The following is a 20,164-nucleotide window of genomic DNA, read 5'->3' as shown; positions in this document are numbered from 1 at the left end:
TCCATGGATCGACATAGAACGGATCGACGTGACGTCGCCGGACATGAATTTGACGGATTTGCCCTGACGCGCCGAAGCCTCGTCGGCGCTGGGATCGGCGGGGCCGCCCTGGCCGCCGTTCCGGGTGCCCTGGCGCAGGCGAATCCGCCCCCGGCGAGCCCGTCCCAGCCCGGCGCCCTGACGACGGCGCCGGTGACCCAGGCCGGGCTCGGGCCACGCCTGACCCTGCACGCCATCGACAATTTCCACGGCACGCCCGGCGCCGGCATGGTCTGCGACCTCTCCATCCGCGAGGGCGACGCCTACCGGCCGATCAAGACCGTCACCACGGCCGCCAACGGCCGCACGCCGGAACCGCTCCTGTCGGAGGATGCCCTGAAGGTCGGCCATTACGAGCTGCTCATGCATTTCGAGGCGTATTTCGCCAAGACCGGCGCCACCCTCCCGAGCCCGAATTTCCTCGGCCTCGTGCCCGTGCGCTTCGTGATCCGCGACGCGAGCCAGCGCTACCACCTGCCGGTGCTGTTCACGCCGTGGGGCTATTCCTACTACCGCGGCAGCTGACCCCACACACGCGACGCCCTCCCGGAGACACGACACCCCATGGCCGGCATCACCACACACGTCCTCGACGCCGATCGCGGCCGCCCGGCACCGGGCGTGCGCATCGATTTCTCGGTGAGGGAGGGCGATGCGTGGCGCCTCGTCAAATCCGTCGTCACCAACGCGGACGGGCGCACGGACAAGCCGATCCTGCCCGGCGACGAAGCCAGGGCGGGCCAGTACCAGCTCGAATTCCACATCGACGCCTATCTGAAAGCCAAGCCCGGCGTGACCGAGGCCGACATCTTCGTGGACAACCCGGTGGTGCGCTTTTCGGTGTTCGACGTGAAGCAGCACTATCACGTGCCGATGCTGTGCACGCCCGGCAACTGCGCGACCTATCGGGGAAGCTGACGCCGCATGACCGACCTCGCCACCCTGAATCACCTCGACCGTGAGGCCTTCGTAGCCCTGTTGGGCGGCGTGTTCGAGCATGCCGCCTGGGTGGCCGAGGGAGCGTTCCCGGCCCGGCCCTTCGCGAGCGTCGCGGACCTGCACGGGGCGATGATGGCCGTGGTGCGGGCGGCCCCGGCGGCGGCGCGCAGCGCCTTCCTCGACGGTCACCCGGAACTCGCCGGCCCGGAGGCGCGGGCGCGCAGCATGACGGCCGATTCGGCGAGCGAGCAGGGCAGCGCCGCCCTCGACCGCATGCCACCCGCCGACGCGGACGCCTTCGACCGCCTGAACGCCGCCTACCGCGAGCGATTCGGGTTCCCGTTCATCGTCGCCGTGCGGGGCCGCGACCGGGCCGAGATCCTTCGGATCTTCGAAACGCGCGTGCTTCGGGACCCAGTGGACGAGGCGGCGAGCGCCCTCGACGAGATCGCCCTGATCACCCGGATGCGCCTCGACCGCCTGCTCGCTTAACCGGCCGAGCGCTCCGACACGCCGGCCTGGGAGAACGTCGCCATGTCGCGGTGGCAGGCGAGCGCGCCCTTGAGGAGGCCGACGGCCAGGGCCGCGCCCGATCCTTCGCCGAGCCGCATCCCGAGGGCCAGGAGCGGCACGAGGCCGAGGCGTTCCAGCACGTCCGCATGGGCGCCCTCGGCCGAGACGTGACCGGCGAGGCAATGGTCGAGGAGCGACGGGTCGAGGGCGTGCAGGATCGCCGCCGCCGCCGTGGCGACGTAGCCGTCGAGGACCACGGGCACCCGCTGCAGGCGCGCGGCGAGGATCGCCCCCGCGATGGCGGCGATCTCCCGGCCGCCGAGGCGGGCCAGCACCTCGAGGGGATCGTCGAGATGGCCCGCATGGTGGGTGAGGGCCGCCTCCACCGCCGCGACCTTGCGGGCGAGGCCCGCCTCGTCCACCCCCGTGCCGCGCCCGACCCAGTGGGCGGGCTCGCCGCCGTAGAGGGCGGCGTAGATCGCCGCCGCCACGGTGGTGTTGCCGATGCCCATCTCGCCGACCGCGAGGCAATCGGTCCCGGCGGCCACCGCCTCCATGCCGAACGCCATGGTGGCGACGCAGGCCTTCTCGTCGAAGGCGGCCTCCGTGGTGATGTCGCCGGTCGGCAGGTCGATGGCGAGGTCGAACACCTTGAAGCCGAGGCCGTAGGCGGCACAAATCTGGTTGATGGCGCCGCCGCCCGCGGCGAAGTTCTCGAGCATCTGGCGGTTCACCGCGGTGGGATAGGCCGAGACGCCCCGCGCCGCGACGCCGTGGCTTCCGGCGAAGACGCAGACCAGGGGCCGGTCGAGGCTCGGCTGGCCCTTGCCCTGCCAGGCGGCGAGCCAGCTCACGAGATGCTCCAGGCGCCCCAGGGACCCGGCGGGCTTCGTCAGGGTGGCGTCGCGCTCGGCCACCATGGCGACGGCGTCCCGGTCCGGGCCCGGCAGGGCGTCGAGGAGCCGGCGGATGTCGCCGAACGGGGTCTGCTCGGGGGATGGCCCTTGGGTCATGGCGCGGATCCGGTGGCGGACGCTGCGCCGGGATGGCGGGCCGCCTGTGCCCGGAGCTATAACGGCGGGGCGGGTGGCGGTGAAGGCGGGACGACGTGGCGATGGGCGAGGATGCGCGGGACGAGCCGGCCTTCCCGGGGGCCCTCCTCGCCTACGACGGGGCCGCGTGCCTGCGCTTCTACTCCCGCCTGCCGGTGCCGGCCCTGCCCGGCGAGGGCGACCCGCATGCCGCTCCGGATTTCACCCGCGTGCCCCGGATGCTGCCCCTGGCCGGTCTCGTCCTGGCCCTGCCCGGTGGTCTCGTGCTGCTGGCGGCCTGGGGGCTCGGCCTCGGGCCGTTCCTCGCCGCGACCCTGGCGGTGGCCACGGGTGTCCTGATCACCGGCGCCCTGCACGAGGATGGTCTGGCCGACGTCGCCGACGGGTTCGGCGGCGGCACCACCCGGGAGCGGCGTCTCGAGATCATGCGCGACAGCCGCATCGGTGCGTATGGGGGCGTCGCCCTCGTCCTCGCCCTCGCCCTGCGGATCGGGGCGCTCGCCACCCTCCTCGACCGGACGGGGAGCGGCGCGGCCCTCGCCCTCGTGCTCGCCGCCGCCCTGTCGCGCACCGCCGCCCTCGCCCCGATGGTGCTCCTCGTCCCCGCCCGCCGCGACGGTGCCGCCGCCAGCGTCGGCCGGCCGGGGCCCCCCGCCGTCGCGGTAGCGGGTGCCCTCGCCCTTACCCTGGCGCTCCTCGGCGGACTCCTCGGCCTGCCCGTCGGCGGCGTTCTGCTCATGCTGCTTCTGTCCGGCCTGGGCGCCCTGGCGGTGACGGCGCTGGCCCGGCGCCGGATCGGCGGTCAGACGGGCGACGTCATCGGCGCCTGCCAGCTGGTGGCCGAGATCGCCGCCCTCCTGGGCCTCGTGGCCATGGTGCCGGCGTGAGGCTCCGCGCGGACCCAACCGGGCTTGATCCCGGGGCGCACCGGCTGGCATGAACGCCGGGATGATTCAGGCCGCCGCGAAACCCTCCAGTCCCTGCACCAAGCTCTGCCTGCTCGACGCGGTCTCGGGCCTGTGCGAGGGGTGTGGGCGCACGCGCAACGAGATCGCCCTGTGGGGGTCGCTGTCCGAGCCCCAGCGGCGGGCGGTGATGGCCGGGCTGCCCGAGCGCCTGCGCCAGGCCTACCCGAACCGGGCTGCACCGGATCGAGACGTACCGACCCGAGCGACCCCATGAGCGTCCTCGGTCTGGCGCTCGCCGCCCTCGGAATCGTGCTCGCCGTGCTGGTGTTCTCGCACGACAATCAGAGCGTCGTCGGCCTGGAGCCAGACCAGTTGGCGAGTCTCGCCGTCAGCGGCAGCCTGCTGGCCGTCATCGTCGCCGGGTTCTGGCACCAGTTCCGGGGCAATCTCGGGGCGAACCTCCGCGCGGCACTGATCTGGGGCGTCCTCGCCCTCGCCCTCGTCGCCGGTTACGCCTACCGCGACGACGCCCGAACCGTCGGCGCGCGGATCCTGGGCGCCGTCCGGCCGGGCAGCGCCGTGGTCGGGACCGACGGCAGCGTGACCATCACCCGCCGGGCGGACGGCGATTTCCACGTGCGCGCCGAGATCAACGGCCAGTCCCATGGCTTCCAGTTCGACACGGGCGCGAGCGCGGTGGTGCTCACGGCCGAGACGGCGGCAGCCCTGGGCATCCGCCCGACGGCGTCGGAGTTCGCCGTGCGGGTCTCCACCGCCAACGGCACCACGGTCGCGGCCCCGGTCTTCCTCGAATCGCTGCGGGTCGGCACCATCGTCGAGCGCCGGGTTCCGGCCCTGGTCAGCCGCCCGGGGGCCCTACGCGACAATCTCCTGGGCATGAGCTTCCTCGACCGCCTGTCCGGCTTCGAGGTGCGCGGTGACCGGCTGATCCTGCGCGGTTCCTAAGCCGCCTGATCCCGCTCGGCCTCCGCCCGCGCCACCAGGGCGACGGCCTCCCGAAGGATCTCGACGCCGGCCTCCGTGTCGAGGCCACGGGTCGAAAGATGCCGGCGGTAGGCCCGGGCACCGGGGCGGCCGTTGAACAGGCCGAGCATGTGCCGGGTCACCCCGTGCAGGCGCACGCCGTCCTGGAGGAAGTCGGCCAACACCGGCACGAACGCCTCAACGGCGGCGAAGGCGTCGGCCACTGGGGCCGCCTCTCCGAACAGCACCGGATCGATGTCGAGGAGGATCGCCGGATCGGTGTAGGCGGCACGCCCGATCATCACGCCGTCCACATGCGCGAGCTGCGCCTTGGCGTCCGCGATGGTGGCGATGCCGCCGTTGATGGCGACGGGCAGCCCCGGATGCGCCCGCTTCAGCCGCGCCACCCGATCGTAGTCGAGTGGCGGCACGTCGCGGTTCTCCTTCGGCGACAGGCCCTGGAGCCAGGCCTTGCGGGCATGCACCACGAGGCCGTCGATGCCGGCCGCGATCACCGCCTCCGCGAGGGCGTCGAGGGCGATCTCGGTGTCCTGGTCGTCGACGCCGATGCGGCACTTGACCGTGACGGGGACCGAGACCGCCGCCTTCATGGCGGCGACGCACTCCGCCACCAATGCGGGCTCGCGCATGAGGCAGGCGCCGAAGCGGCCGTCCTGCACCCGGTCGGACGGGCAGCCCACGTTGAGGTTGACCTCGTCGTAGCCGAAATCCTCGGCGATCCGCGCGGAGGCGGCGAGATCGGCCGGGTTCGAGCCGCCGAGTTGCACCGCCACGGGATGCTCCATGGCGGCAAAGCCGAGCAGGCGGTCGCGCGGGCCGTGCAGCACCGCCCCGGTGGTGACCATCTCGGTGTAGAGCCGGGCACGCCGCGACAGGGTGCGGTGGAACGCCCGGCAGTACCGGTCGGTCCAATCCATCATGGGCGCGATGGAGAAGCGCAGGTCGTCGGAAATCATCGCATCGCCATGGGAGTCGAGCGCGGCTTCACCGCGGCGGACGGTCAGTGATCGTGCTTGCAGTCGGGCCCGTGGCCGTGATCCTTGTGGGCGTGATCATGACTGTGGCCGTGGTCATGCCCATGCGTTTGCCCATGCGCTTGGCCCGCCTCGCCGTGGGAATGCGCGTGCGTGTGATCATGGCCGTGATCGTGTCCGCACTGGCTGTGGTCGTGGGCCTCGCGCTCCGGCTTGAAGGCGCGGGTCACGGGGGTTCCGGTGCAGCCCTGGACGCGCACGAGTTCGGCGGCCGAAGCCGGGACGTAGAGCACCTCCGCGGCGATCTCCGCCGGAACGTGGCTGCCGCCGAGCTGCCAGGCGAGGCGCAGGAGACGGGCGGGGTTGGTGGCGCGAACCTCCAGCAGGGCTTCGGGGGCCGCCTCCACGAGGATCAGGCGTCCGTCCTCCAGCCGTAGGGCGTCGCCGTCCTCGAGGCCGGCCGCCTTGGCCAGCGCCGGCGTGAAGCCGAGGCCACCGACGCCCGTCAGGGTCGCGGGCAGGGCCTGACGGGCGCCATGATCGAGGGTGACGCGATCGACGACGGCGTCGGCGCGGACGGCGGCTTTGCGGATCAGGGTGGTGGCGCGCAGCATGGGAACCTCTCGGACAGGCCACACCCCTACCGGATTTCGGGCTCGAACGGAAAGCGCCGCGAACCATCGGCCCGAATGCGGAAACTTCGACCGCAGCCCATGTCGGCGGGAACCTTAGCCGTAGGACGTGCATTCCTTGAGCGGAATAGCTAAGCTCAAGCCTCGCTTCGGACCGGCCCAAGACCGGACACCACCACGCCTACGGGAGTCTCGCACCATGAAGAAGCTCATCGCCGCCACCCTCGCCGGGGCCCTCGCCCTCTCGCTCGGTGCCTGCAACACCCCCGAGGATCGCGCCCTCGGCGGCGCCGGCCTCGGTGCGCTCGCGGGTGCGGCCATTGGCGGCGCGGCGACCGGCCGGGCCGGCGGCGCGCTCGCGGGTGCGGCCATCGGCGGCGCCGGCGGCGCCATCGTGGGCGCCTCCACCGCCCCGCGCTGCCCCTACGGCACCTACCGCGACGCCTACGGCGACGTGTACTGCCGCTGAGTTTTATCCATGGGATGCCGCGCCTCCGGGCGCGGCGGACCGCGGAGTTCGGGAAGGGCCGGGGCATACGCTCCGGCCCTTCCTTCGTTTGTCGTCACCCCTCGCATCGCTGGACCCCTCCGGTATAAGGGCGCCTCACGATCCCTCTCCCACCCGGCCGCCGATGCCCCCGCCCCCCGCCCCTGCCCTGCCGCGCCCGGCCACGAGGTCCGCTCCGAGATCCCACCCGAGTCTCCAACGATGAGCATCGGCATCTGGGGCAAGCTCGGGGGTGCGGGTCTTGGCCTCGCCGTCGGCGGACCGATCGGCGGTCTCGTCGGCGGGGTCGCCGGCCATTTCCTCGTCGACCGCGAGGGCGCTCCGTTCGGTACCACGCCCCGCGACGTGGTGTTCACCACGGGCCTCGTGGCCCTCGCCGCCAAGATGGCGAAGTCCGACGGCGTGGTGACGCCCTCCGAAATCGAGGCGTTCGCCCAGGTGGTGCAGGTGGGCGAACGCGAGCGCGCCGGGGTTCAGCGCCTGTTCGATCTCGCCAAGGGCACGTCCAATGGCTTCGAGGCCTATGCGCGCCAGCTCGCCACCACCTTCCAAGACGAACCCGGCCTGCTCGAGGACGTCCTCGACGGCCTGTTCCACATCGCCAAGGCCGATGGGGCGATCCACGAGGCCGAGGAGCGCTACCTGCGCGCCGTGGCCGAGACCTTCGGCTTCGACGAGCCGGCCTTCCGCCGCATCGCCGCACGCCACGTCAGCCTGTCGGACGATCCCTACGCGGTGCTCGGGCTCGACCACGGGGTGGACGACGCCGCCCTCAAGGCGGCCCACCGCGCCCTGGCCATCGAAAATCACCCCGACCGGGCCATGGCGCGCGGCCTGCCGCCGGAGGCCGTGACCATCGCCACCCGGCGCTTGGCCGCCATCAACGCGGCCTACGACCGGATCGCCGCCGAGCGAGGTTTGCGATGAAGCCGACGGCCGAGAGCCCCCTCGCCACCTCCGTCCACCCCTCGCCCAACCACGGCGAGCGGCGGAGCGGCCCCGTCGACCTGCTGATCCTGCACTACACCGGGATGGAGAGTGCGGCGGCCGCCCTGCAGCGCCTCGCCAATCCGGTGGCGGAGGTCTCGGCGCATTACGTGGTGCTGGAGGATGGCCGCGTGGTGCAGATGGTGCCGGAGGGCCGCCGGGCCTGGCATGCCGGGCAGGCCGCCTGGGCGGGCATCACCGACGTCAATTCCCGGTCGCTCGGCATCGAGATCGTCAACGGCGGCCATGCGGGCGGATTGCCGGCTTATCCGGAGGCGCAGATCGCGGCGGTGATCGCGCTCTGCGGCGACCTGACCGGGCGCTGGAACGTGCCCAGCCACCGGGTGCTGGCCCATTCCGACATCGCGCCCGAACGCAAGGAGGACCCCGGCGAGCACTTTCCGTGGGACCGCCTCGCGCGGGCCGGCATCGGCCATTGGGTGACGCCGACGCCGATCCGCGACGGGCGCTTCTTCTCCCAGGGCGATTCCGGCCAGCCCATCGAGGCGCTTCAGGCGATGTTCGCCCTCTACGGCTACGACCTGCCGGTGACCGGCGTCTTCGACGCCCGCACCGGAGCGGTGGTCACCGCGTTCCAGCGCCACTTCCGCCCCGCCCGGGTCGACGGGGTCGCCGACGCCTCCACCATCACCACCCTGCGCGATCTCATCGCAGCCCTGCCGGGCCGGAGTTGAAGGAGGGGGGAGAGCCCCCTCCCCTCAGGCGTGGTGCGGGGCCTTGTCCGCTTCCGAAGCGTCGGGGCGGACCTCACCCCGCGTGCGCCACAGGCTGTAGCTGACTCCGGCCACCAGCAGCACCACGGTGACGGCGAGCGACACCCAGGCCGGCACGTGGACGAGGTCGAACGTGTCGGCGACCACGATCTTGGTGCCGATGAAGATCAGGATGAAGGCGAGCGCCGTCTTGAGGTAGGCGAAGCGGTCCACCATCGCGGCCAGGGCGAAATAGAGCGCACGAAGGCCCAGGATGGCGAAGATGTTGGATGTGTAGACCACGAAGGTGTCGGTGGTGATGGCGAAGATCGCCGGCACGCTGTCGACGGCGAAGATCACGTCGGCGCCGTTGACGAGGATGAGGGCCAGGGCCATCGGCGTCAGCCACAGGGCGAGCTTGCCGGTCTTCGGATCGGGTTTGCGCACCACGAAGCGCTGGCCGTGCAGTTCGGGCGTGATGCGCAGGACCTTTTGCAGATAGCGCACGGCCCGGTTCTCGTTGATGTCGCCGGGCTCCTCCTCCTTCGAGAACAGCATCTTGAGCCCGGCGAAGATGAGGAAGGCGGCGAAGATCGACAGCACCCAGGCGGCCTGGTGCACCAGGGCGGCGCCGAGCCCGATCATCAGACCGCGCAGGAGCACGGCGGCGAGGATGCCCCAGACCAGCACCCGGTGCTGGGCCGCGCGCGGGATGTTGAGGGCCGTGAGGATGACGGCGATGACGAAGACGTTGTCCATGGACAGCGACTTCTCGACCACGAGGCCGGCGACGTATTCCTGCCCCGCCTGCGGCCCGAGGTACCACCACACCCAGCCGCCGAAGACGAGGCCGAGGCTGAAGTAGAACGCCGTGAGGAGTAGGCTCTCCTTCACGCCGATCTCGTGGTTCTTGTCCTTGTGCAGGAGCCCGAGATCGAAGGCGAGCAGACCCGCGACCAGGGCGTGGAAGCCGAGCCACATCCAGACCGGCTTGCCGAGCCATTCGTAGGTGAGAAGTTCCATGTGCGGACCGTCGATGCTTCTTGGGGAAGAGAAAGCATCGGCTCCGACATCACGGAACGCATCATAGAGCATCCCGCCAGAGGGGCCCGCAGCCGATGGGCCGGAGTTGGGGCCAGGGTGCATGCGAATCAAGGGCGACGCGAATCGAGGGCGGCGCTTGACAGGGCCCCCGCGCCACGGGCTTGCCGGGGGCGAGCGGCGCGGGATCCACCGGAGTTCGGATGACGGAACACCACGAGAGCGGCCCGGCGGTGATCGGCGGCGGCCCGGCCGGGCTGATGGCGGCGGAGGTTCTGGCGCGGGCCGGCCATGCCGTGACCGTCTACGACCGGATGCCGTCGCCCGCGCGAAAGCTTCTCATCGCCGGGCGGGGCGGCCTCAACCTCACCCATTCCGAACCCCTGCCCGCCTTCCTCGCCCGCTATCAGCCGCAGGACGGGACCCTGGCCGGAGCCGTCGGGAGCTTTCCGCCGGAGGCCCTGCGGGCATGGTGCGCCGATCTCGGCCAGCCGACCTTCGTCGGGTCGAGCGGCCGGGTGTTTCCCGAGAGCTTCAAGGCCTCGCCCCTGCTCCGGGCCTGGCTCGCGCGCCTCGACGGCCTCGGCGTCACGCTCCGCACCCGGCACCGCTTCGTCGGATGGTCGGAGACGGGGGCGGTGCTGTTCGAGACGCCGGAGGGGCGGGTCGCGGCTCGTCCCGCCGCCCTGCTGCTGGCGCTCGGCGGCGCGAGCTGGCCGCGCCTCGGCTCGGACGGGGCCTGGGTGCCCGTGCTGGAGGGCCAGGGCATTCCGGTGACGCCGCTCCGGGCCTCGAATGTCGGCTTCTGCGTCGCCTGGTCGCCTGTGTTCGCCGATCGCTTCGCCGGCCAGCCCCTCAAGCGCATCGCCCTGAGCGTGGGCGAACACCGGGTTCGCGGCGAGGCGATGATCACAGCGGAAGGCATCGAGGGCGGTGCCCTCTATGCGGCCTCCCAGGCGATCCGGTCGGCCCTCGCCGAGGGGATGGGCGGCGCCATCAGCCTCGACCTGCGTCCCGACCTAGCGGAAGCCGCCGTGGCGCAGGCTCTGGGCAACACCAGACCCGGCGAATCGCTCGCCAACCGCCTGCGCAAGGCCGCCGGGCTGTCCCCCGTGGCGGCCGGGTTCCTGCGCGAAGCGGCGGGCCCGGCGCTCCCCGGCGATGCGGCGGCCCTCGCGGCCCTGATCAAGGCCGCGCCCCTGCGTCTCCTGGCCCCGCGCCCCATCGAACGGGCGATCTCGTCCGTCGGCGGCGTGCCGTTCGGGCAGGTCGATGACCGTTTCATGCTGAACGCCCGGCCCGGCACGTTCGTGGCCGGCGAGATGCTCGACTGGGACGCCCCCACGGGGGGCTACCTGCTCCAGGGCGCCTTCGCCAGCGGCCGGGCGGCGGCGGAGGGGATGCGCGCCTGGATGGCGCGCCCGTGATGGGAATCCGGCTGCCTCTCCGCATTCGCGGGGACGCGGCGGCGGATCAGAGGCGGCCGCAGACGGCCACCAGCCCCTGGCTTTCGGAGGGGCAGGCCGCGCCGGTGCCCTTGCTCATGGTCGGGATGCCGGTCGGCAGGCAATAGGCCGAGACCAGGGTCTCGCCGGTCTCGCAGGTCACGGCGCAACCGCTCGCCGGGCAGGATTCCTGACGCACCGCCCGCAGGGGCGACGACGCGGCCACTGGAGCCGCGACGCCGGCCGGGCCCTGCGGACCGGCAGCGCCCCTGGTGCCGGCTTCGCCCTTCGGACCCGTGTCGCCCTTGGGACCAATCTCTCCCTTGGGACCCGTGTCACCCTTGGGACCCGCTTCGCCTTTCGGACCCGTCTCGCCCTTGGCGCCCGGAACGCCTTGAGGACCGGGTGAGCCTTGAAGGCCGGCGACGCCCTGAGGTCCGGTGGCGCCGTCCTCGCCCTTTGCGCCGGCCTCCCCCTTTGCGCCGGGCTCCCCCTTGGCACCCGCCTCTCCCTTCGGCCCAGGCTGGCCCGCCGGACCGCAATTGCCCACCACCACCTCGCGCTCGTCCTCGCCCGCCTTAAGGGTCGCGACGCAATTGTTCGGCATGTGGGGCAGGCGGAAGACGAAGCGGCCCCGGCTGTCGGCGATGACGGAGATGTCCTCGTCGAGGATCACGGTGGTGCCGGCCTTGCGCACGCTGCCGGAGATCCGCAGGTCGCCGTTCTCGAAGCGCGCGTCGTAGACCTGGATCGGCTGGGACGGGGCCTGCGCCCGGCGGGCTTGCGGCTTGACCTGCTGAGCCTGGGCCTGCCGAGCCTGGGCTTGGGCTTGGGCCGAGATCGGTCCGGCGCACACGAACAGGCCCGACAGGACCACGAGGACGCGATCGACGCGCATGCATTCTCTCCCGGCTGAGCCCGCGTCTCGCGCGCGGCGGCCTGGATTGCTGCCCTGCCCGTTCCCCAGGGTCAAGCTACGTAGTCGACCGCAGGCGCGATCGCGCGCTCCCACCACGTTGGGCGCTCCGTCCACACGCATCCACAGCCCTCCACAGGCCAAACCTCTGGCGACAGGGACGGAACGCCGAGAAGTCGCAGGCCGAGGGCAAGGCCACGGGAAATCGGTTGAATATGTTCCTGTTTTGTTCTTATCATCAGGCCATGGAGCCACCCGGATGTCGCAACGCCCCCACCCCCATTCCCAATCCCCGGATGCGTCCCACCGGGCGGATGGGGATGCGACCGACGTTCCCGCACGGCTCGCATCCCTGCGGGCGCGCGTGGCCCTTCACCATGGTCGGGACGCCCCGCGAAAGACCCTGTCCTTCGGGGTCCACGCCGTCGACGGGCACCTGCCTGGCGGTGGCCTCGGCCTCGGCCAGCTCCACGAGGTCGCCCCCGCGGCCGAGGGCGACGAGCCGGCGGCCCTGGGCTTCGCCCTCGCCCTCGTCGCCCGGCGCCTCGCCGCCGTCCGGGGCGAGGCGCTCCTCGTCATCGCGAAGGGGCATCCGATGCCCTACGGCCACGGCCTCGCTGGCCTCGGCCTCGACCCGAACCGGCTGCTCCTGTTCGAGGCGGGCAGCGACCGCGACGTCTACCGCGCCCTGGAGGAGGCCCTGCGGGCCGGCGGCAACGGTGGCCCAGCCGCAGGCAACGGGGGGCAAGCCGCCGCCGGGGGCGGTCTTGCGGCGGTGGCGGGCCTCGTCGATGCCGGCATCCCCCTGATCCAGAGCCGGCGGCTGCATCTGGCCGGGGCCCGCACGGACGGCCTCCTCGTGGTCCTACGCCCGGCGGGGGCGGAGAGCCCCAACGTGGCCGCGACCCGGTGGCGGATCGCCGCCGGCAAGGCCCTGCGCGACCGGTTCGGCTGCATCGAGCGGCCGTGCTGGCGGGTGCGGCTCGACCGCTGCCGCAACGGACGGACGGGGGATTGGCTTCTGGAGTGGGATCATGCCACGCATCGTTTCGGTCTGGCTGGAGCATTGGCCGGTCACCCGCCTGAGGCGGGCGCATGCGGGCCTCGCGCAGGGCGGCCATGATGGGTCTCCCCACCGCGCATGCTCGCACGACGATGCGTCCCCCCTCGTCGTCGCCGCCGGGGAAGCGACGGGCCTGCGCCTCACCGCCGTCGATGCCCGGGCCCGGGCCCTGGGACTGCGCCCCGGCGAGCCCCTGGCCCGCGCCCGCGCCCGCCTGAACACACCGCTCGCGGTCCATCCGGCAGATCCGGAGGCCGACGCGGCGGCCCTCGATCGCCTGTGCCTGTGGGCCAAGCGCTACACCCCGAGCGTCGCGGCCTTCGGCGAGGCCGAGGGCCGCGACGGGTTCTTCCTCGACGTCGCGGGGGCGAGCCACCTCTACGGTGGCGAGGCCGGGTTGATGGCCGACCTCGCCCGGCGCCTCGGCGCCAACGGTCTGCCGGCGCGCCTCGCCCTCGCGGGCAATCCCGGCTGCGCCTTCGCCCTGGCCCGCCACGGGGCCGGCGGCTTCGTACCCACCGGCGGCGAAGTCGACGCCCTGCGCGGCCTGCCCGTCCTCGCCCTGCGCATCGACCCCGAGGTGGCCGCGGCCCTCGGCCGCCTCGGCCTGCGCCGGATCGGCGACCTCGTCGACGCCCCCCGGGCGCCCCTGGTCCGGCGGTTCGGCGATACCCTCATCCGGCGCCTCGACCAGGCCCTCGGGCACCGGCCCGACCCCCTGGCCCCCCTCGACGAACCGCTGGCGTTCGGCGCCGCGCGCGGCTTCCTCGACCCCATCGGCCATCAGGACACCATCGTGGCGACGGCGACGCGCCTCATGGAGACCGTCGCCCCGCGCCTGGAGGCCGCCGGCCTCGGCGCACGGGCCCTGCGCCTCACCCTGCACCGGGTCGACGGCGTGATCCGGACCCTCGACCTCGCCTTGAGCGAGCCGACCCGCTGTCCGGTGCTGGTGGGACGGCTCCTCGACCTCCGCCTCGACCGCCTCGGGGCGGCCCTCGATGCCGGCTTCGGCTTCGAGACCGTGCGCCTCGATGTGGTCGGCACCGGCCCGGTCACCGCGCGTCAGGGCGATCTCTCGGGGGATGGCCGCGCGGCGACGGGCGCGGCGGGTCTCGCCGACGCCCTGCACCAGCGCCTCGGGCGCGGCATCCTGCGCCTCGCGCATCACGAGAGCCACGTGCCCGAGCGGGCCGAGACGGCCGAGCCGTGGCGGGTGACCCGCATCGCCCTGCACCGTCCGGCCCAGGCCGGCGCGGGGTTGCCCCGGCCCCTCGTTCTCCTCACCCGCAGCGAAGCGGCCGAGGACGTTCTCGCCCCCGATGGGCCGCCCCAGCGCTTCCGCTGGCGCCGACGCCTGCACCGGGTCGCCCATGCGGAGGGCCCCGAGCGCATCGCCGGGGAATGGTGGTCGGGCGCCACCCCGACCCGCGACTATTACGTGGTCGAGGACGAGGCCGGTCGCCGCCTGTGGGTCTACCGGCAGGCGGCTTCCCCAACACAAACGCTTCCTCCAGCTCAGACGCTTGCCCGGGCCCAGACGGTCGGCTGGTTCGTCCACGGGATGTTCGCGTGAAGCCGCCTCCCCGCCGGGCGGGAGCATGACGCCGCCCTACGCCGAGCTCGCGATCACCACGAACTTCTCCTTCCTGCGCGGGGCCTCGCACCCGGAGGAGATGGTGGCGCGGGCGGCCGAATTCGGCTTCGTCGCCATCGGGATCGCCGACCGCAACACCTTTTCGGGCGTGGTGCGCGCCTATGCGGAGGGCCTGCGCCGGGCCAAGGCCGGGGAACCCTCCGTCCGCACCCTGGTGGGCGTGCGCCTGGTGACGGAATGCGGGTTCGAGGCGGTCACCTACCCCATGGACCGAGACGCCTATGGCCGCCTGTGCCGCCTCCTCACCCTGGGCAACCGCCGGGCGGAGAAGGGCGCCTGCCACTTCTCCTTCGCCGAGATGCTGGGGACAAGCGCGGGGCAGATGTTCATCGCCATGCCGTCGGACGATATGCCGCCGGAGGTCCCGCGCGGCGCCTTCGCGGACCGCCTCGCCGCCCTGGCGGAGGCGGCGCCGGGGCGGACGTTTCTCGCTGGCAGCCACCGCCATCGCGGCGACGAGCGCCGGCGCCTCGGCCGCCTCGCCGAGTGGGGAAACCGCCTCGGCGCGCCCCTGGTGGCGGTATCGGACGCCCTCTACCACGTGCCCGGCCGGCGCCCCCTGCAAGACATCCTCGCCTGCATCCGCGCCGGCTGCACCCTGCGCGAGGCCGGCTACCGGCTGGAGGCCAACGCCGAGCGGCACCTCAAGGCCCCCGCCGCCATGGCGCGGCTGTTCGCCGAGCATCCGGATGCCATCGCGCGGACGGTGGAGATCGCGCAGGCCTGCGGCTTCTCCCTCGATCAGCTCCGTTACGAGTATCCCGACGAACCGGTGCCGCCGGGCTGGACCCCGCAGGCCTACCTCACGGACAAGGTCCACGAGCGCGCCCGATGGCGCTACCCGGATGGAATTCCGGAGAACATCGCCGTGACGATCGCGGAGGAACTCCGCCTCATCGCGAAAATGGATTACGCGCGCTACTTCCTCACCCTGTTCGACATCGTCGAGTTCGCGCGCAGCCGAGGCATCCTGTGCCAGGGCCGGGGCTCGGCCGCCAATTCCGTGGTGTGCTACTGCCTCGGCATCACGGCGGTGGACCCCACCGAGATCCGCCTGCTGTTCGCGCGCTTCATCTCGGAGAACAGGGCGGAGCCGCCCGACATCGACGTCGATTTCGAGCACGAGCGGCGCGAGGAGGTGATCCAATACCTCTACACGCGCTACGGCCGCGACCGCGCCGCCATCTGCGCCACGGTGATCCACTACCGGCCGCGGAGCGCCATCCGCGAGGTCGGCAAGGTGCTGGGCCTCACCCCGGACATCACCGGGCTGATGGCCGACACCGTGTGGGGCTCGTGGGGCGCCGCCCTGCCCGACGCCCATATCGAGCAGGCCGGCCTCGACCCGAAGAACCCGGCGATCCGGCAGGCGCTGGATCTCGCCCACGCCCTCATCGGCTTCCCGCGCCACCTGTCGCAGCATGTCGGCGGGTTCGTGCTCACGCGCGGGCGCCTCGACGAGACCGTGCCGGTGGGCAACGCCGCCATGGCGGACCGCACCTTCATCGAGTGGGACAAGGACGACATCGACGTGCTCGGCCTGATGAAGGTCGATATCCTGGCGCTGGGCATGCTGAGCTGCCTCAAGCGCGGCCTCGACTTCCTCGCCCGCGACTACGGCCACGACTACCCGACCCTCTCCGACCTCCCGCCTGCCGACCCGGCCGTCTACGCCATGCTGTCGAAGGCCGACTCCGTCGGCGTGTTCCAGGTCGAGAGCCGGGCGCAGATGTCGATGCTGCCGCGCCTGAAACCGGCCGAATTCTACGACCTCGTGGTGCAGGTCGCCATCGTCCGCCCCGGCCCGATCCAGGGCGACATGGTGCATCCGTATCTGCGCCGGCGGCAGAACCTGGAGCCGGTCGTCTACCCCTCGCCCCATCCGAGCCAAGGTCCGGCGAACGAACTCGAGAGCGTGCTCAAGCGAACCTACGGCGTCCCCCTGTTCCAGGAGCACGCCATGCAGATCGCCATCACGGCGGCGGGGTTCCTGCCGTCCGAAGCCGACGGCCTGCGCCGGGCCATGGCGACCTTCCGGCACAACGGCGAGATCGTGAACTTCCGCACCAAGTTCGTGGAGGGCATGGTGGCGCGCGGCTACCCGCGCGACTTCACCGAACGCTGCTTCAAGCAGATCGAGGGGTTCTCCACCTACGGCTTTCCCGAGAGCCACGCGGCGAGCTTCGCGCTCCTCGTCTACGCCTCGGCCTGGATGAAGTGCCGGCACCCCGACGTCTTCCTCGCCGCGATCCTCAACGCCCAGCCCATGGGCTTCTACCAGCCGGCCCAACTCGTCCGCGACGCCCGCGCCCACGGGGTCGAGGTGCGCGGGGTCGACGTGAACGCGAGCGACTGGGACTGCACCCTGGAACCTGCTTCGGAGCCCCCACCCCCGGAGGTTCCCCGACGGCTCGCCGTGCGGCTCGGCCTGCGCCAGATCAGCGGCGTGCCAGAGGTCGCCATGCGCCGTCTCGTGGCCCTTCGCGGCAACGGCTACGCCAGCATCGAGGGATTGCAGGCGGCCCTCGTCCTGCCGCGCAACGCCCTGGAACGCCTGGCCGAAGCCGATGCCTTCCGCTCCCTCGACCTCGATCGGCGCGCGGCCCTCTGGGCGGTACGGACCCTGGAGGGTACAAGCTCCAGAAAGGCCGCCGCCTGGACCGCGACGGACCGGCGCGCGCACCTGCTGGAAGCGCCGCTACCGCTGTTCGCCTTTCATGCCGATGACGGACTGTTTCGGGCCGAGCCCGCCTTGGCCCTGCCTGCCATGGCCGAATCCGAGCACGTGGCCGCAGATTACGTCACCACCGGGCTCTCGCTGAAGGGTCATCCGGTGGCGTTCTTCCGGGCGCGGCTCGCCCGGATCGGTGCGATTCCCGCCCGCGACCACCACGACGCGATGCGGGTGCCCAACAACGCCCGCGTCACCGTGGCGGGGCTCGTGCTCACCCGCCAGCGGCCCGGCACGGCCCATGGGACGGTTTTCCTCACCCTCGAGGACGAAACCGGCATCGCCAACGTCATCGTGTGGGCGAAGGTGTTCGAGGCTCATCGCGCCGTCGCCATGGGTGCACGCTTCCTCGCCGTGCGCGGCCGCATCCAGCGCCAGGGCCTCGTGGTCCATCTCCTCGCCGAACGCTTCCGCGACCTCACCGCCGAACTCCGCAGCCTGCGCGAGGGCGGTTTCAAGCTTCCGCCCGAAACCACGGACTTCTCCGCGCCACCCGATCGGAGGGTCTACCGGAGCCGTGATTTCCATTGAATAAGCCTTATTGCCGATTTTATATTTGAATATAAATCTGTACCGATGTTAAATTAGCAATTTCATTCTGAATATAGATCTCGTATAGAACAGATGGATCTCTAAACTTGGAGCATCCTTCCTAATTAATTGGCTACAGCAGCCTGCCAGATGATCCGGTCCGGCGCCGAGGAGCCGTGATTCTCGCAAACCATACAAGGTGGCTCCGAGCATCTGACATGAACAAGGCGCCCCGCCAGCTCGCATGAAAGGGCGAGCGACGGGGTTGTCACATGGGAGAAAGAACCCGATCGTTAGTTCTTCGCGTCCGTTAGTTCTTCGCGTCGCCCTCCGGGCGATCCGACACCTTCCACTCGGCCATCGCCTCACGAGCAGTCTTGTTCAGGATGACGGTGTTCCCGTTCAGCGTACCGACCCAGGACGATGGAATCAGATGATGCTGTCCACCGGCGGCGGAATCGCTCTTCGTGAGCTTGATGTCCTTGCCGTCATACTTGTCCACGGTGCCGACATGCCCCTTGTCGGAGCCGACGACCTCCATGTGTTCGCGAACGACGCTGTTGGTTGTCTTGGTCGTCGAATCCTGAGCCTGCGCGAGCGGCGCGAGCGCGCAGGATGAGGCAACGATCAGGCAGGCCGTGGTGAGGGCGCGAAGCATGGAAAGATCCCGTTGGGAATGAGAGGTCGGGCGGTCAACGCAACCCTCGAAGTCGCCGTTCCTGTCCGTATCGCCGCATTCCCGGCCGCCCCCGTGAGGCAGGTACCTCGTCGTCACGTCTTCGTTCGGCTCCTGAGGAAGCCCTGGCGGCATGCCTTTCGAAACCTATCTGTGCCGGATCGAAGCCAATTCTGGCTCGAAACCAGGAGTCTCCCGTGCCAGATACCCCGGATGTCGATCGCAACGCACGTGATATGGCGGAGCGTGTTTTTGCAGCTTACGCCAAGCAGGCGAATGTGCGGATCCATCCTGGCGTCGAGCAGACCCTTCTCACGCGCTTGGCCGAAGCGCTTCGGCCCCTGATCGGCAGAGCGGCTGACCGCCTCGTCGACGCAGCCAATCGGGTGCTGGACGATATCGAGTTGACCGTGCCGGACTTGCGTGGGCCCAGGATCGCATCGCTGAACCCGGTCGACAAAGCCGTCAGAACGCGGGATGGTTCGGTACCCGTAATCTCGGGCGGTTGAAGAACTACGATGTCTCGTAGGCCGATCCATCCTGCGAACGGACCGGGGTATCGACGTAACGCCCCTGTTTCGGCACGGCGACCTGCGAAAAGTTGCTGGCGAGGGCATGAAGGGCATCCCGTAAGACCTGCCCCTCCAGGGGACGCCCGTGACCCGTGATGGCCCTTTGCGGTTCGAGGGCCGCCAGGATCTCGACCGAGCGCCGGGCAGCATCCCAATCGACCGTGAAGTACATGGGCGGACCGTGAAGCTCGGGCTCTTGGAACGCGACCGCGTAAGCCGATTCCTGGGCGGTCGTCACGAAGGCATCGGCCGCAATCAAGGTTGCGTCGGATTCGCGCCAGAGGGCAATCTGACCGACGGAGTGTCCCGGAACGTGAACCCAGCGCCAGCCCGGCATGGACGGCACGGAGCCATCCTCCGGCAAACTGCGAAGCTGGGCGGAAACATTGACCGGCGTCCTTGGATAGAGGGGTGACAGACGGGACATGAGACCTCCACCGACGGTCGGATCGGGCGGAGGGTACGATGCGGAACCATCGAGATAGGGATGCTCGTGCGGATGAGCGAAAACCGGCACGTCCCAATCGCGTGCGAGATCCTCGACGACCCCGACATGATCGAAATGGCCATGGGTCAGCACGATCGCCGCCGGACGGGCGTTTGGGCCGAACCGCTCGGCCGCAACCTTCATGATGGCCGATTTGGAGCCACCGATCCCGGCGTCGATGAGGGTCCAGGCCCGATCACCCGCCCCGACGGGACCGTAGAAGATCACGTTCACGATCGCATGGCGTTGATAGGCAAGGTCCGACGTGATTTCGTGCGTGCCGTCGACTCCCAGTGGGGCATCGATCAGAGCATTCGCATCGACCTCGACCTGTTGCGCCATGAATACCTCCGCAGGTTTGGCACCGTCATCGGTACAGAAGTCAATCCGGTCGTTTGGGGGGAGGTTCCAAACCTGCTCGCCGCACAGGGGCTGCAGTTGGATTGAAATCTACCGTAGCCGTTCTGAGGATTTCACGAAGGATGGAGGAAACCCGCAGGTTCTCGCCTTCCGACGTCCGGAGCTTGGTCGTGGATTGTCGAACGACTGTGCCGAGCCGCACGACACCGACATCCACGGAGGTAGCGGAACGAACGCGTTCTCGGCGCGAGCTTCAGACCCCGCCAATCGCGGGTCTCACCACGTGAGACAGGATGGAAAGACGGCGGAACGCGATCGAATGCATGTTCCGATGACGGAACTGCGCCATCGCGACGACGATGGGCCGTGAACAGAGTCGCCTGGATTTACGCTTGGGCACGAGCACGGACAACAA

Annotated in this window: 21 protein-coding genes; 14 read left to right on the top strand and 7 right to left on the bottom strand. The window is 70.9% G+C overall.

Translation table 11 applies throughout. The features are described 5' to 3' along the window. The first annotated feature begins 3 nt into the window (after positions 1-3). Genes uraH (ASF52_RS02095) through uraD form a run of 3 tightly spaced genes read left to right on the top strand, consistent with a single transcriptional unit; the run spans position 4 to position 1,470 of the window. On the top strand, positions 4-564 hold the full coding sequence (uraH, locus tag ASF52_RS02095; RefSeq protein ID WP_082502423.1) for a hydroxyisourate hydrolase: 561 nt from the start codon (positions 4-6) through the stop codon (positions 562-564). Positions 565-603: 39 nt separating this feature from the next. Beyond that, a complete protein-coding gene (gene uraH, locus ASF52_RS02090) occupies positions 604-957 on the top strand; it encodes a hydroxyisourate hydrolase (RefSeq protein ID WP_056166698.1) in 354 nt (117 codons plus the stop codon). A 6-nt stretch (positions 958-963) separates the two neighbouring features. Then, positions 964-1,470, top strand: coding sequence for a 2-oxo-4-hydroxy-4-carboxy-5-ureidoimidazoline decarboxylase (gene uraD, locus ASF52_RS02085; protein WP_056166695.1), 507 nt, complete (start codon positions 964-966; stop codon positions 1,468-1,470). Here uraD and cobT read toward each other — a convergent pair. Beyond that, on the bottom strand, positions 1,467-2,504 hold the full coding sequence (gene cobT / locus ASF52_RS02080; protein WP_056166692.1) for a nicotinate-nucleotide--dimethylbenzimidazole phosphoribosyltransferase: 1,038 nt from the start codon (positions 2,502-2,504) through the stop codon (positions 1,467-1,469). The genes uraD and cobT overlap by 4 nt on opposite strands. 101 nt (positions 2,505-2,605) lie before the next feature. Here cobT and ASF52_RS02075 point away from each other — a divergent pair, with 101 nt between their 5' ends. The 3 genes from ASF52_RS02075 to ASF52_RS02065 all read left to right on the top strand — a co-directional run bounded on the left by ASF52_RS02075 (position 2,606) and on the right by ASF52_RS02065 (position 4,417). Beyond that, positions 2,606-3,430 carry an adenosylcobinamide-GDP ribazoletransferase gene (locus ASF52_RS02075; protein WP_056166690.1) on the top strand — a complete coding sequence of 275 codons (825 nt, stop codon included), beginning with the start codon at positions 2,606-2,608 and terminating at the stop codon, positions 3,428-3,430. Between the two features lie 61 nt (positions 3,431-3,491). Continuing rightward, positions 3,492-3,725 carry a DUF1289 domain-containing protein gene (locus ASF52_RS02070; protein WP_056166988.1) on the top strand — a complete coding sequence of 78 codons (234 nt, stop codon included), beginning with the start codon at positions 3,492-3,494 and terminating at the stop codon, positions 3,723-3,725. Next, positions 3,722-4,417 carry a retropepsin-like aspartic protease family protein gene (locus tag ASF52_RS02065; protein WP_056166687.1) on the top strand — a complete coding sequence of 232 codons (696 nt, stop codon included), beginning with the start codon at positions 3,722-3,724 and terminating at the stop codon, positions 4,415-4,417. The genes ASF52_RS02070 and ASF52_RS02065 overlap by 4 nt, the downstream gene beginning before the upstream one ends. On the opposite strand, the gene dusA is transcribed toward ASF52_RS02065, so the two are convergent. Both dusA and ASF52_RS02055 read right to left on the bottom strand, forming a co-directional pair. Next, positions 4,414-5,412: a tRNA dihydrouridine(20/20a) synthase DusA gene (gene dusA / locus ASF52_RS02060; protein WP_082515149.1), complete on the bottom strand. Its 999-nt coding sequence runs from the start codon at positions 5,410-5,412 to the stop codon at positions 4,414-4,416. The two genes, ASF52_RS02065 and dusA, sit on opposite strands and share 4 nt — an antisense overlap. Positions 5,413-5,456: 44 nt before the next feature. Then, the gene (locus tag ASF52_RS02055; protein WP_056166685.1) at positions 5,457-6,044 is read right to left on the bottom strand and encodes an urease accessory protein UreE; all 588 of its coding nucleotides are present in this window, start codon (positions 6,042-6,044) and stop codon (positions 5,457-5,459) included. A 217-nt stretch (positions 6,045-6,261) separates the two neighbouring features. Between ASF52_RS02055 and ASF52_RS02050 the strand changes: the two genes are divergently transcribed. The 3 genes from ASF52_RS02050 (at position 6,262) to ASF52_RS02040 (ending at position 8,252) form a co-directional block, all read left to right on the top strand. Then, a complete protein-coding gene (locus tag ASF52_RS02050; RefSeq protein WP_056088870.1) occupies positions 6,262-6,531 on the top strand; it encodes a hypothetical protein in 270 nt (89 codons plus the stop codon). Positions 6,532-6,771: 240 nt separating this feature from the next. Beyond that, positions 6,772-7,497 carry a molecular chaperone DjiA gene (locus tag ASF52_RS02045; RefSeq protein ID WP_056166682.1) on the top strand — a complete coding sequence of 242 codons (726 nt, stop codon included), beginning with the start codon at positions 6,772-6,774 and terminating at the stop codon, positions 7,495-7,497. Next, the gene (locus tag ASF52_RS02040) at positions 7,494-8,252 is read left to right on the top strand and encodes an N-acetylmuramoyl-L-alanine amidase (RefSeq protein WP_056166676.1); all 759 of its coding nucleotides are present in this window, start codon (positions 7,494-7,496) and stop codon (positions 8,250-8,252) included. The genes ASF52_RS02045 and ASF52_RS02040 overlap by 4 nt, the downstream gene beginning before the upstream one ends. Positions 8,253-8,276: 24 nt before the next feature. Here ASF52_RS02040 and ASF52_RS02035 read toward each other — a convergent pair whose 3' ends face one another. After that, positions 8,277-9,293, bottom strand: a complete 1,017-nt coding sequence (locus ASF52_RS02035) for a TerC family protein (protein ID WP_056166673.1) — start codon at positions 9,291-9,293, stop codon at positions 8,277-8,279. 221 nt (positions 9,294-9,514) lie between these two features. On the opposite strand from ASF52_RS02035, the gene ASF52_RS02030 reads away from it, so the two are divergent. Further along, positions 9,515-10,738: an NAD(P)/FAD-dependent oxidoreductase gene (locus ASF52_RS02030; protein WP_056166670.1), complete on the top strand. Its 1,224-nt coding sequence runs from the start codon at positions 9,515-9,517 to the stop codon at positions 10,736-10,738. A gap of 46 nt (positions 10,739-10,784) precedes the next feature. Here ASF52_RS02030 and ASF52_RS02025 read toward each other — a convergent pair whose 3' ends face one another. Beyond that, positions 10,785-11,654 carry a collagen-like protein gene (locus tag ASF52_RS02025; protein ID WP_056166667.1) on the bottom strand — a complete coding sequence of 290 codons (870 nt, stop codon included), beginning with the start codon at positions 11,652-11,654 and terminating at the stop codon, positions 10,785-10,787. Positions 11,655-11,931: 277 nt separating this feature from the next. Between ASF52_RS02025 and ASF52_RS02020 the strand changes: the two genes are divergently transcribed. The 3 genes from ASF52_RS02020 to ASF52_RS02010 are packed head-to-tail and all read left to right on the top strand — an operon-like array spanning position 11,932 to position 17,654. Beyond that, positions 11,932-12,795, top strand: coding sequence for an ImuA family protein (locus ASF52_RS02020; protein WP_056166665.1), 864 nt, complete (start codon positions 11,932-11,934; stop codon positions 12,793-12,795). Then, positions 12,707-14,311 carry a Y-family DNA polymerase gene (locus tag ASF52_RS02015; protein WP_056166663.1) on the top strand — a complete coding sequence of 535 codons (1,605 nt, stop codon included), beginning with the start codon at positions 12,707-12,709 and terminating at the stop codon, positions 14,309-14,311. Before ASF52_RS02020 ends, ASF52_RS02015 begins: the two co-directional genes overlap by 89 nt. Positions 14,312-14,336: 25 nt before the next feature. Next, positions 14,337-17,654: an error-prone DNA polymerase gene (locus ASF52_RS02010; protein ID WP_056166660.1), complete on the top strand. Its 3,318-nt coding sequence runs from the start codon at positions 14,337-14,339 to the stop codon at positions 17,652-17,654. A gap of 310 nt (positions 17,655-17,964) precedes the next feature. Here ASF52_RS02010 and ASF52_RS21810 read toward each other — a convergent pair whose 3' ends face one another. Further along, positions 17,965-18,312 carry a DUF2171 domain-containing protein gene (locus ASF52_RS21810; RefSeq protein WP_200937373.1) on the bottom strand — a complete coding sequence of 116 codons (348 nt, stop codon included), beginning with the start codon at positions 18,310-18,312 and terminating at the stop codon, positions 17,965-17,967. Between the two features lie 215 nt (positions 18,313-18,527). On the opposite strand from ASF52_RS21810, the gene ASF52_RS02000 reads away from it, so the two are divergent. Further along, positions 18,528-18,839, top strand: a complete 312-nt coding sequence (locus ASF52_RS02000; RefSeq protein ID WP_244473660.1) for a hypothetical protein — start codon at positions 18,528-18,530, stop codon at positions 18,837-18,839. Between the two features lie 4 nt (positions 18,840-18,843). On the opposite strand, the gene ASF52_RS01995 is transcribed toward ASF52_RS02000, so the two are convergent. Then, the gene (locus ASF52_RS01995; RefSeq protein WP_056166652.1) at positions 18,844-19,731 is read right to left on the bottom strand and encodes an MBL fold metallo-hydrolase; all 888 of its coding nucleotides are present in this window, start codon (positions 19,729-19,731) and stop codon (positions 18,844-18,846) included. Positions 19,732-20,164 lie beyond the last annotated feature (433 nt).

The sequence above is a fragment of the Methylobacterium sp. Leaf112 genome, assembly GCF_001423295.1.
Lineage (GTDB): Bacteria > Pseudomonadota > Alphaproteobacteria > Rhizobiales > Beijerinckiaceae > Methylobacterium.
The sequence above is the reverse complement of the archived record's forward strand: the minus strand, read 5'-3'. Positions and strand labels throughout refer to the sequence as shown.

What these genes read in the sequence shown, in the direction of transcription:
- ASF52_RS02065 (WP_056166687.1), top strand. Translation starts at nt 3,722, where the DNA reads ATGAGCGTCCTCGGTCTGGCGCTCGCCGCCCTCGGAATCGTGCTCGCC.
- cobT (WP_056166692.1), bottom strand. Translation starts at nt 2,504, where the DNA reads ATGACCCAAGGGCCATCCCCCGAGCAGACCCCGTTCGGCGACATCCGC.
- ASF52_RS02025 (WP_056166667.1), bottom strand. Translation starts at nt 11,654, where the DNA reads ATGCGCGTCGATCGCGTCCTCGTGGTCCTGTCGGGCCTGTTCGTGTGC.
- ASF52_RS02075 (WP_056166690.1), top strand. Translation starts at nt 2,606, where the DNA reads ATGGGCGAGGATGCGCGGGACGAGCCGGCCTTCCCGGGGGCCCTCCTC.
- ASF52_RS01995 (WP_056166652.1), bottom strand. Translation starts at nt 19,731, where the DNA reads ATGGCGCAACAGGTCGAGGTCGATGCGAATGCTCTGATCGATGCCCCA.
- ASF52_RS02015 (WP_056166663.1), top strand. Translation starts at nt 12,707, where the DNA reads ATGCCACGCATCGTTTCGGTCTGGCTGGAGCATTGGCCGGTCACCCGC.
- ASF52_RS02030 (WP_056166670.1), top strand. Translation starts at nt 9,515, where the DNA reads ATGACGGAACACCACGAGAGCGGCCCGGCGGTGATCGGCGGCGGCCCG.
- ASF52_RS21810 (WP_200937373.1), bottom strand. Translation starts at nt 18,312, where the DNA reads ATGCTTCGCGCCCTCACCACGGCCTGCCTGATCGTTGCCTCATCCTGC.
- dusA (WP_082515149.1), bottom strand. Translation starts at nt 5,412, where the DNA reads ATGATTTCCGACGACCTGCGCTTCTCCATCGCGCCCATGATGGATTGG.
- uraD (WP_056166695.1), top strand. Translation starts at nt 964, where the DNA reads ATGACCGACCTCGCCACCCTGAATCACCTCGACCGTGAGGCCTTCGTA.
- uraH (WP_056166698.1), top strand. Translation starts at nt 604, where the DNA reads ATGGCCGGCATCACCACACACGTCCTCGACGCCGATCGCGGCCGCCCG.
- ASF52_RS02050 (WP_056088870.1), top strand. Translation starts at nt 6,262, where the DNA reads ATGAAGAAGCTCATCGCCGCCACCCTCGCCGGGGCCCTCGCCCTCTCG.
- uraH (WP_082502423.1), top strand. Translation starts at nt 4, where the DNA reads ATGGATCGACATAGAACGGATCGACGTGACGTCGCCGGACATGAATTT.
- ASF52_RS02020 (WP_056166665.1), top strand. Translation starts at nt 11,932, where the DNA reads ATGTCGCAACGCCCCCACCCCCATTCCCAATCCCCGGATGCGTCCCAC.
- ASF52_RS02070 (WP_056166988.1), top strand. Translation starts at nt 3,492, where the DNA reads ATGATTCAGGCCGCCGCGAAACCCTCCAGTCCCTGCACCAAGCTCTGC.
- ASF52_RS02035 (WP_056166673.1), bottom strand. Translation starts at nt 9,293, where the DNA reads ATGGAACTTCTCACCTACGAATGGCTCGGCAAGCCGGTCTGGATGTGG.
- ASF52_RS02055 (WP_056166685.1), bottom strand. Translation starts at nt 6,044, where the DNA reads ATGCTGCGCGCCACCACCCTGATCCGCAAAGCCGCCGTCCGCGCCGAC.
- ASF52_RS02010 (WP_056166660.1), top strand. Translation starts at nt 14,337, where the DNA reads ATGACGCCGCCCTACGCCGAGCTCGCGATCACCACGAACTTCTCCTTC.
- ASF52_RS02045 (WP_056166682.1), top strand. Translation starts at nt 6,772, where the DNA reads ATGAGCATCGGCATCTGGGGCAAGCTCGGGGGTGCGGGTCTTGGCCTC.
- ASF52_RS02040 (WP_056166676.1), top strand. Translation starts at nt 7,494, where the DNA reads ATGAAGCCGACGGCCGAGAGCCCCCTCGCCACCTCCGTCCACCCCTCG.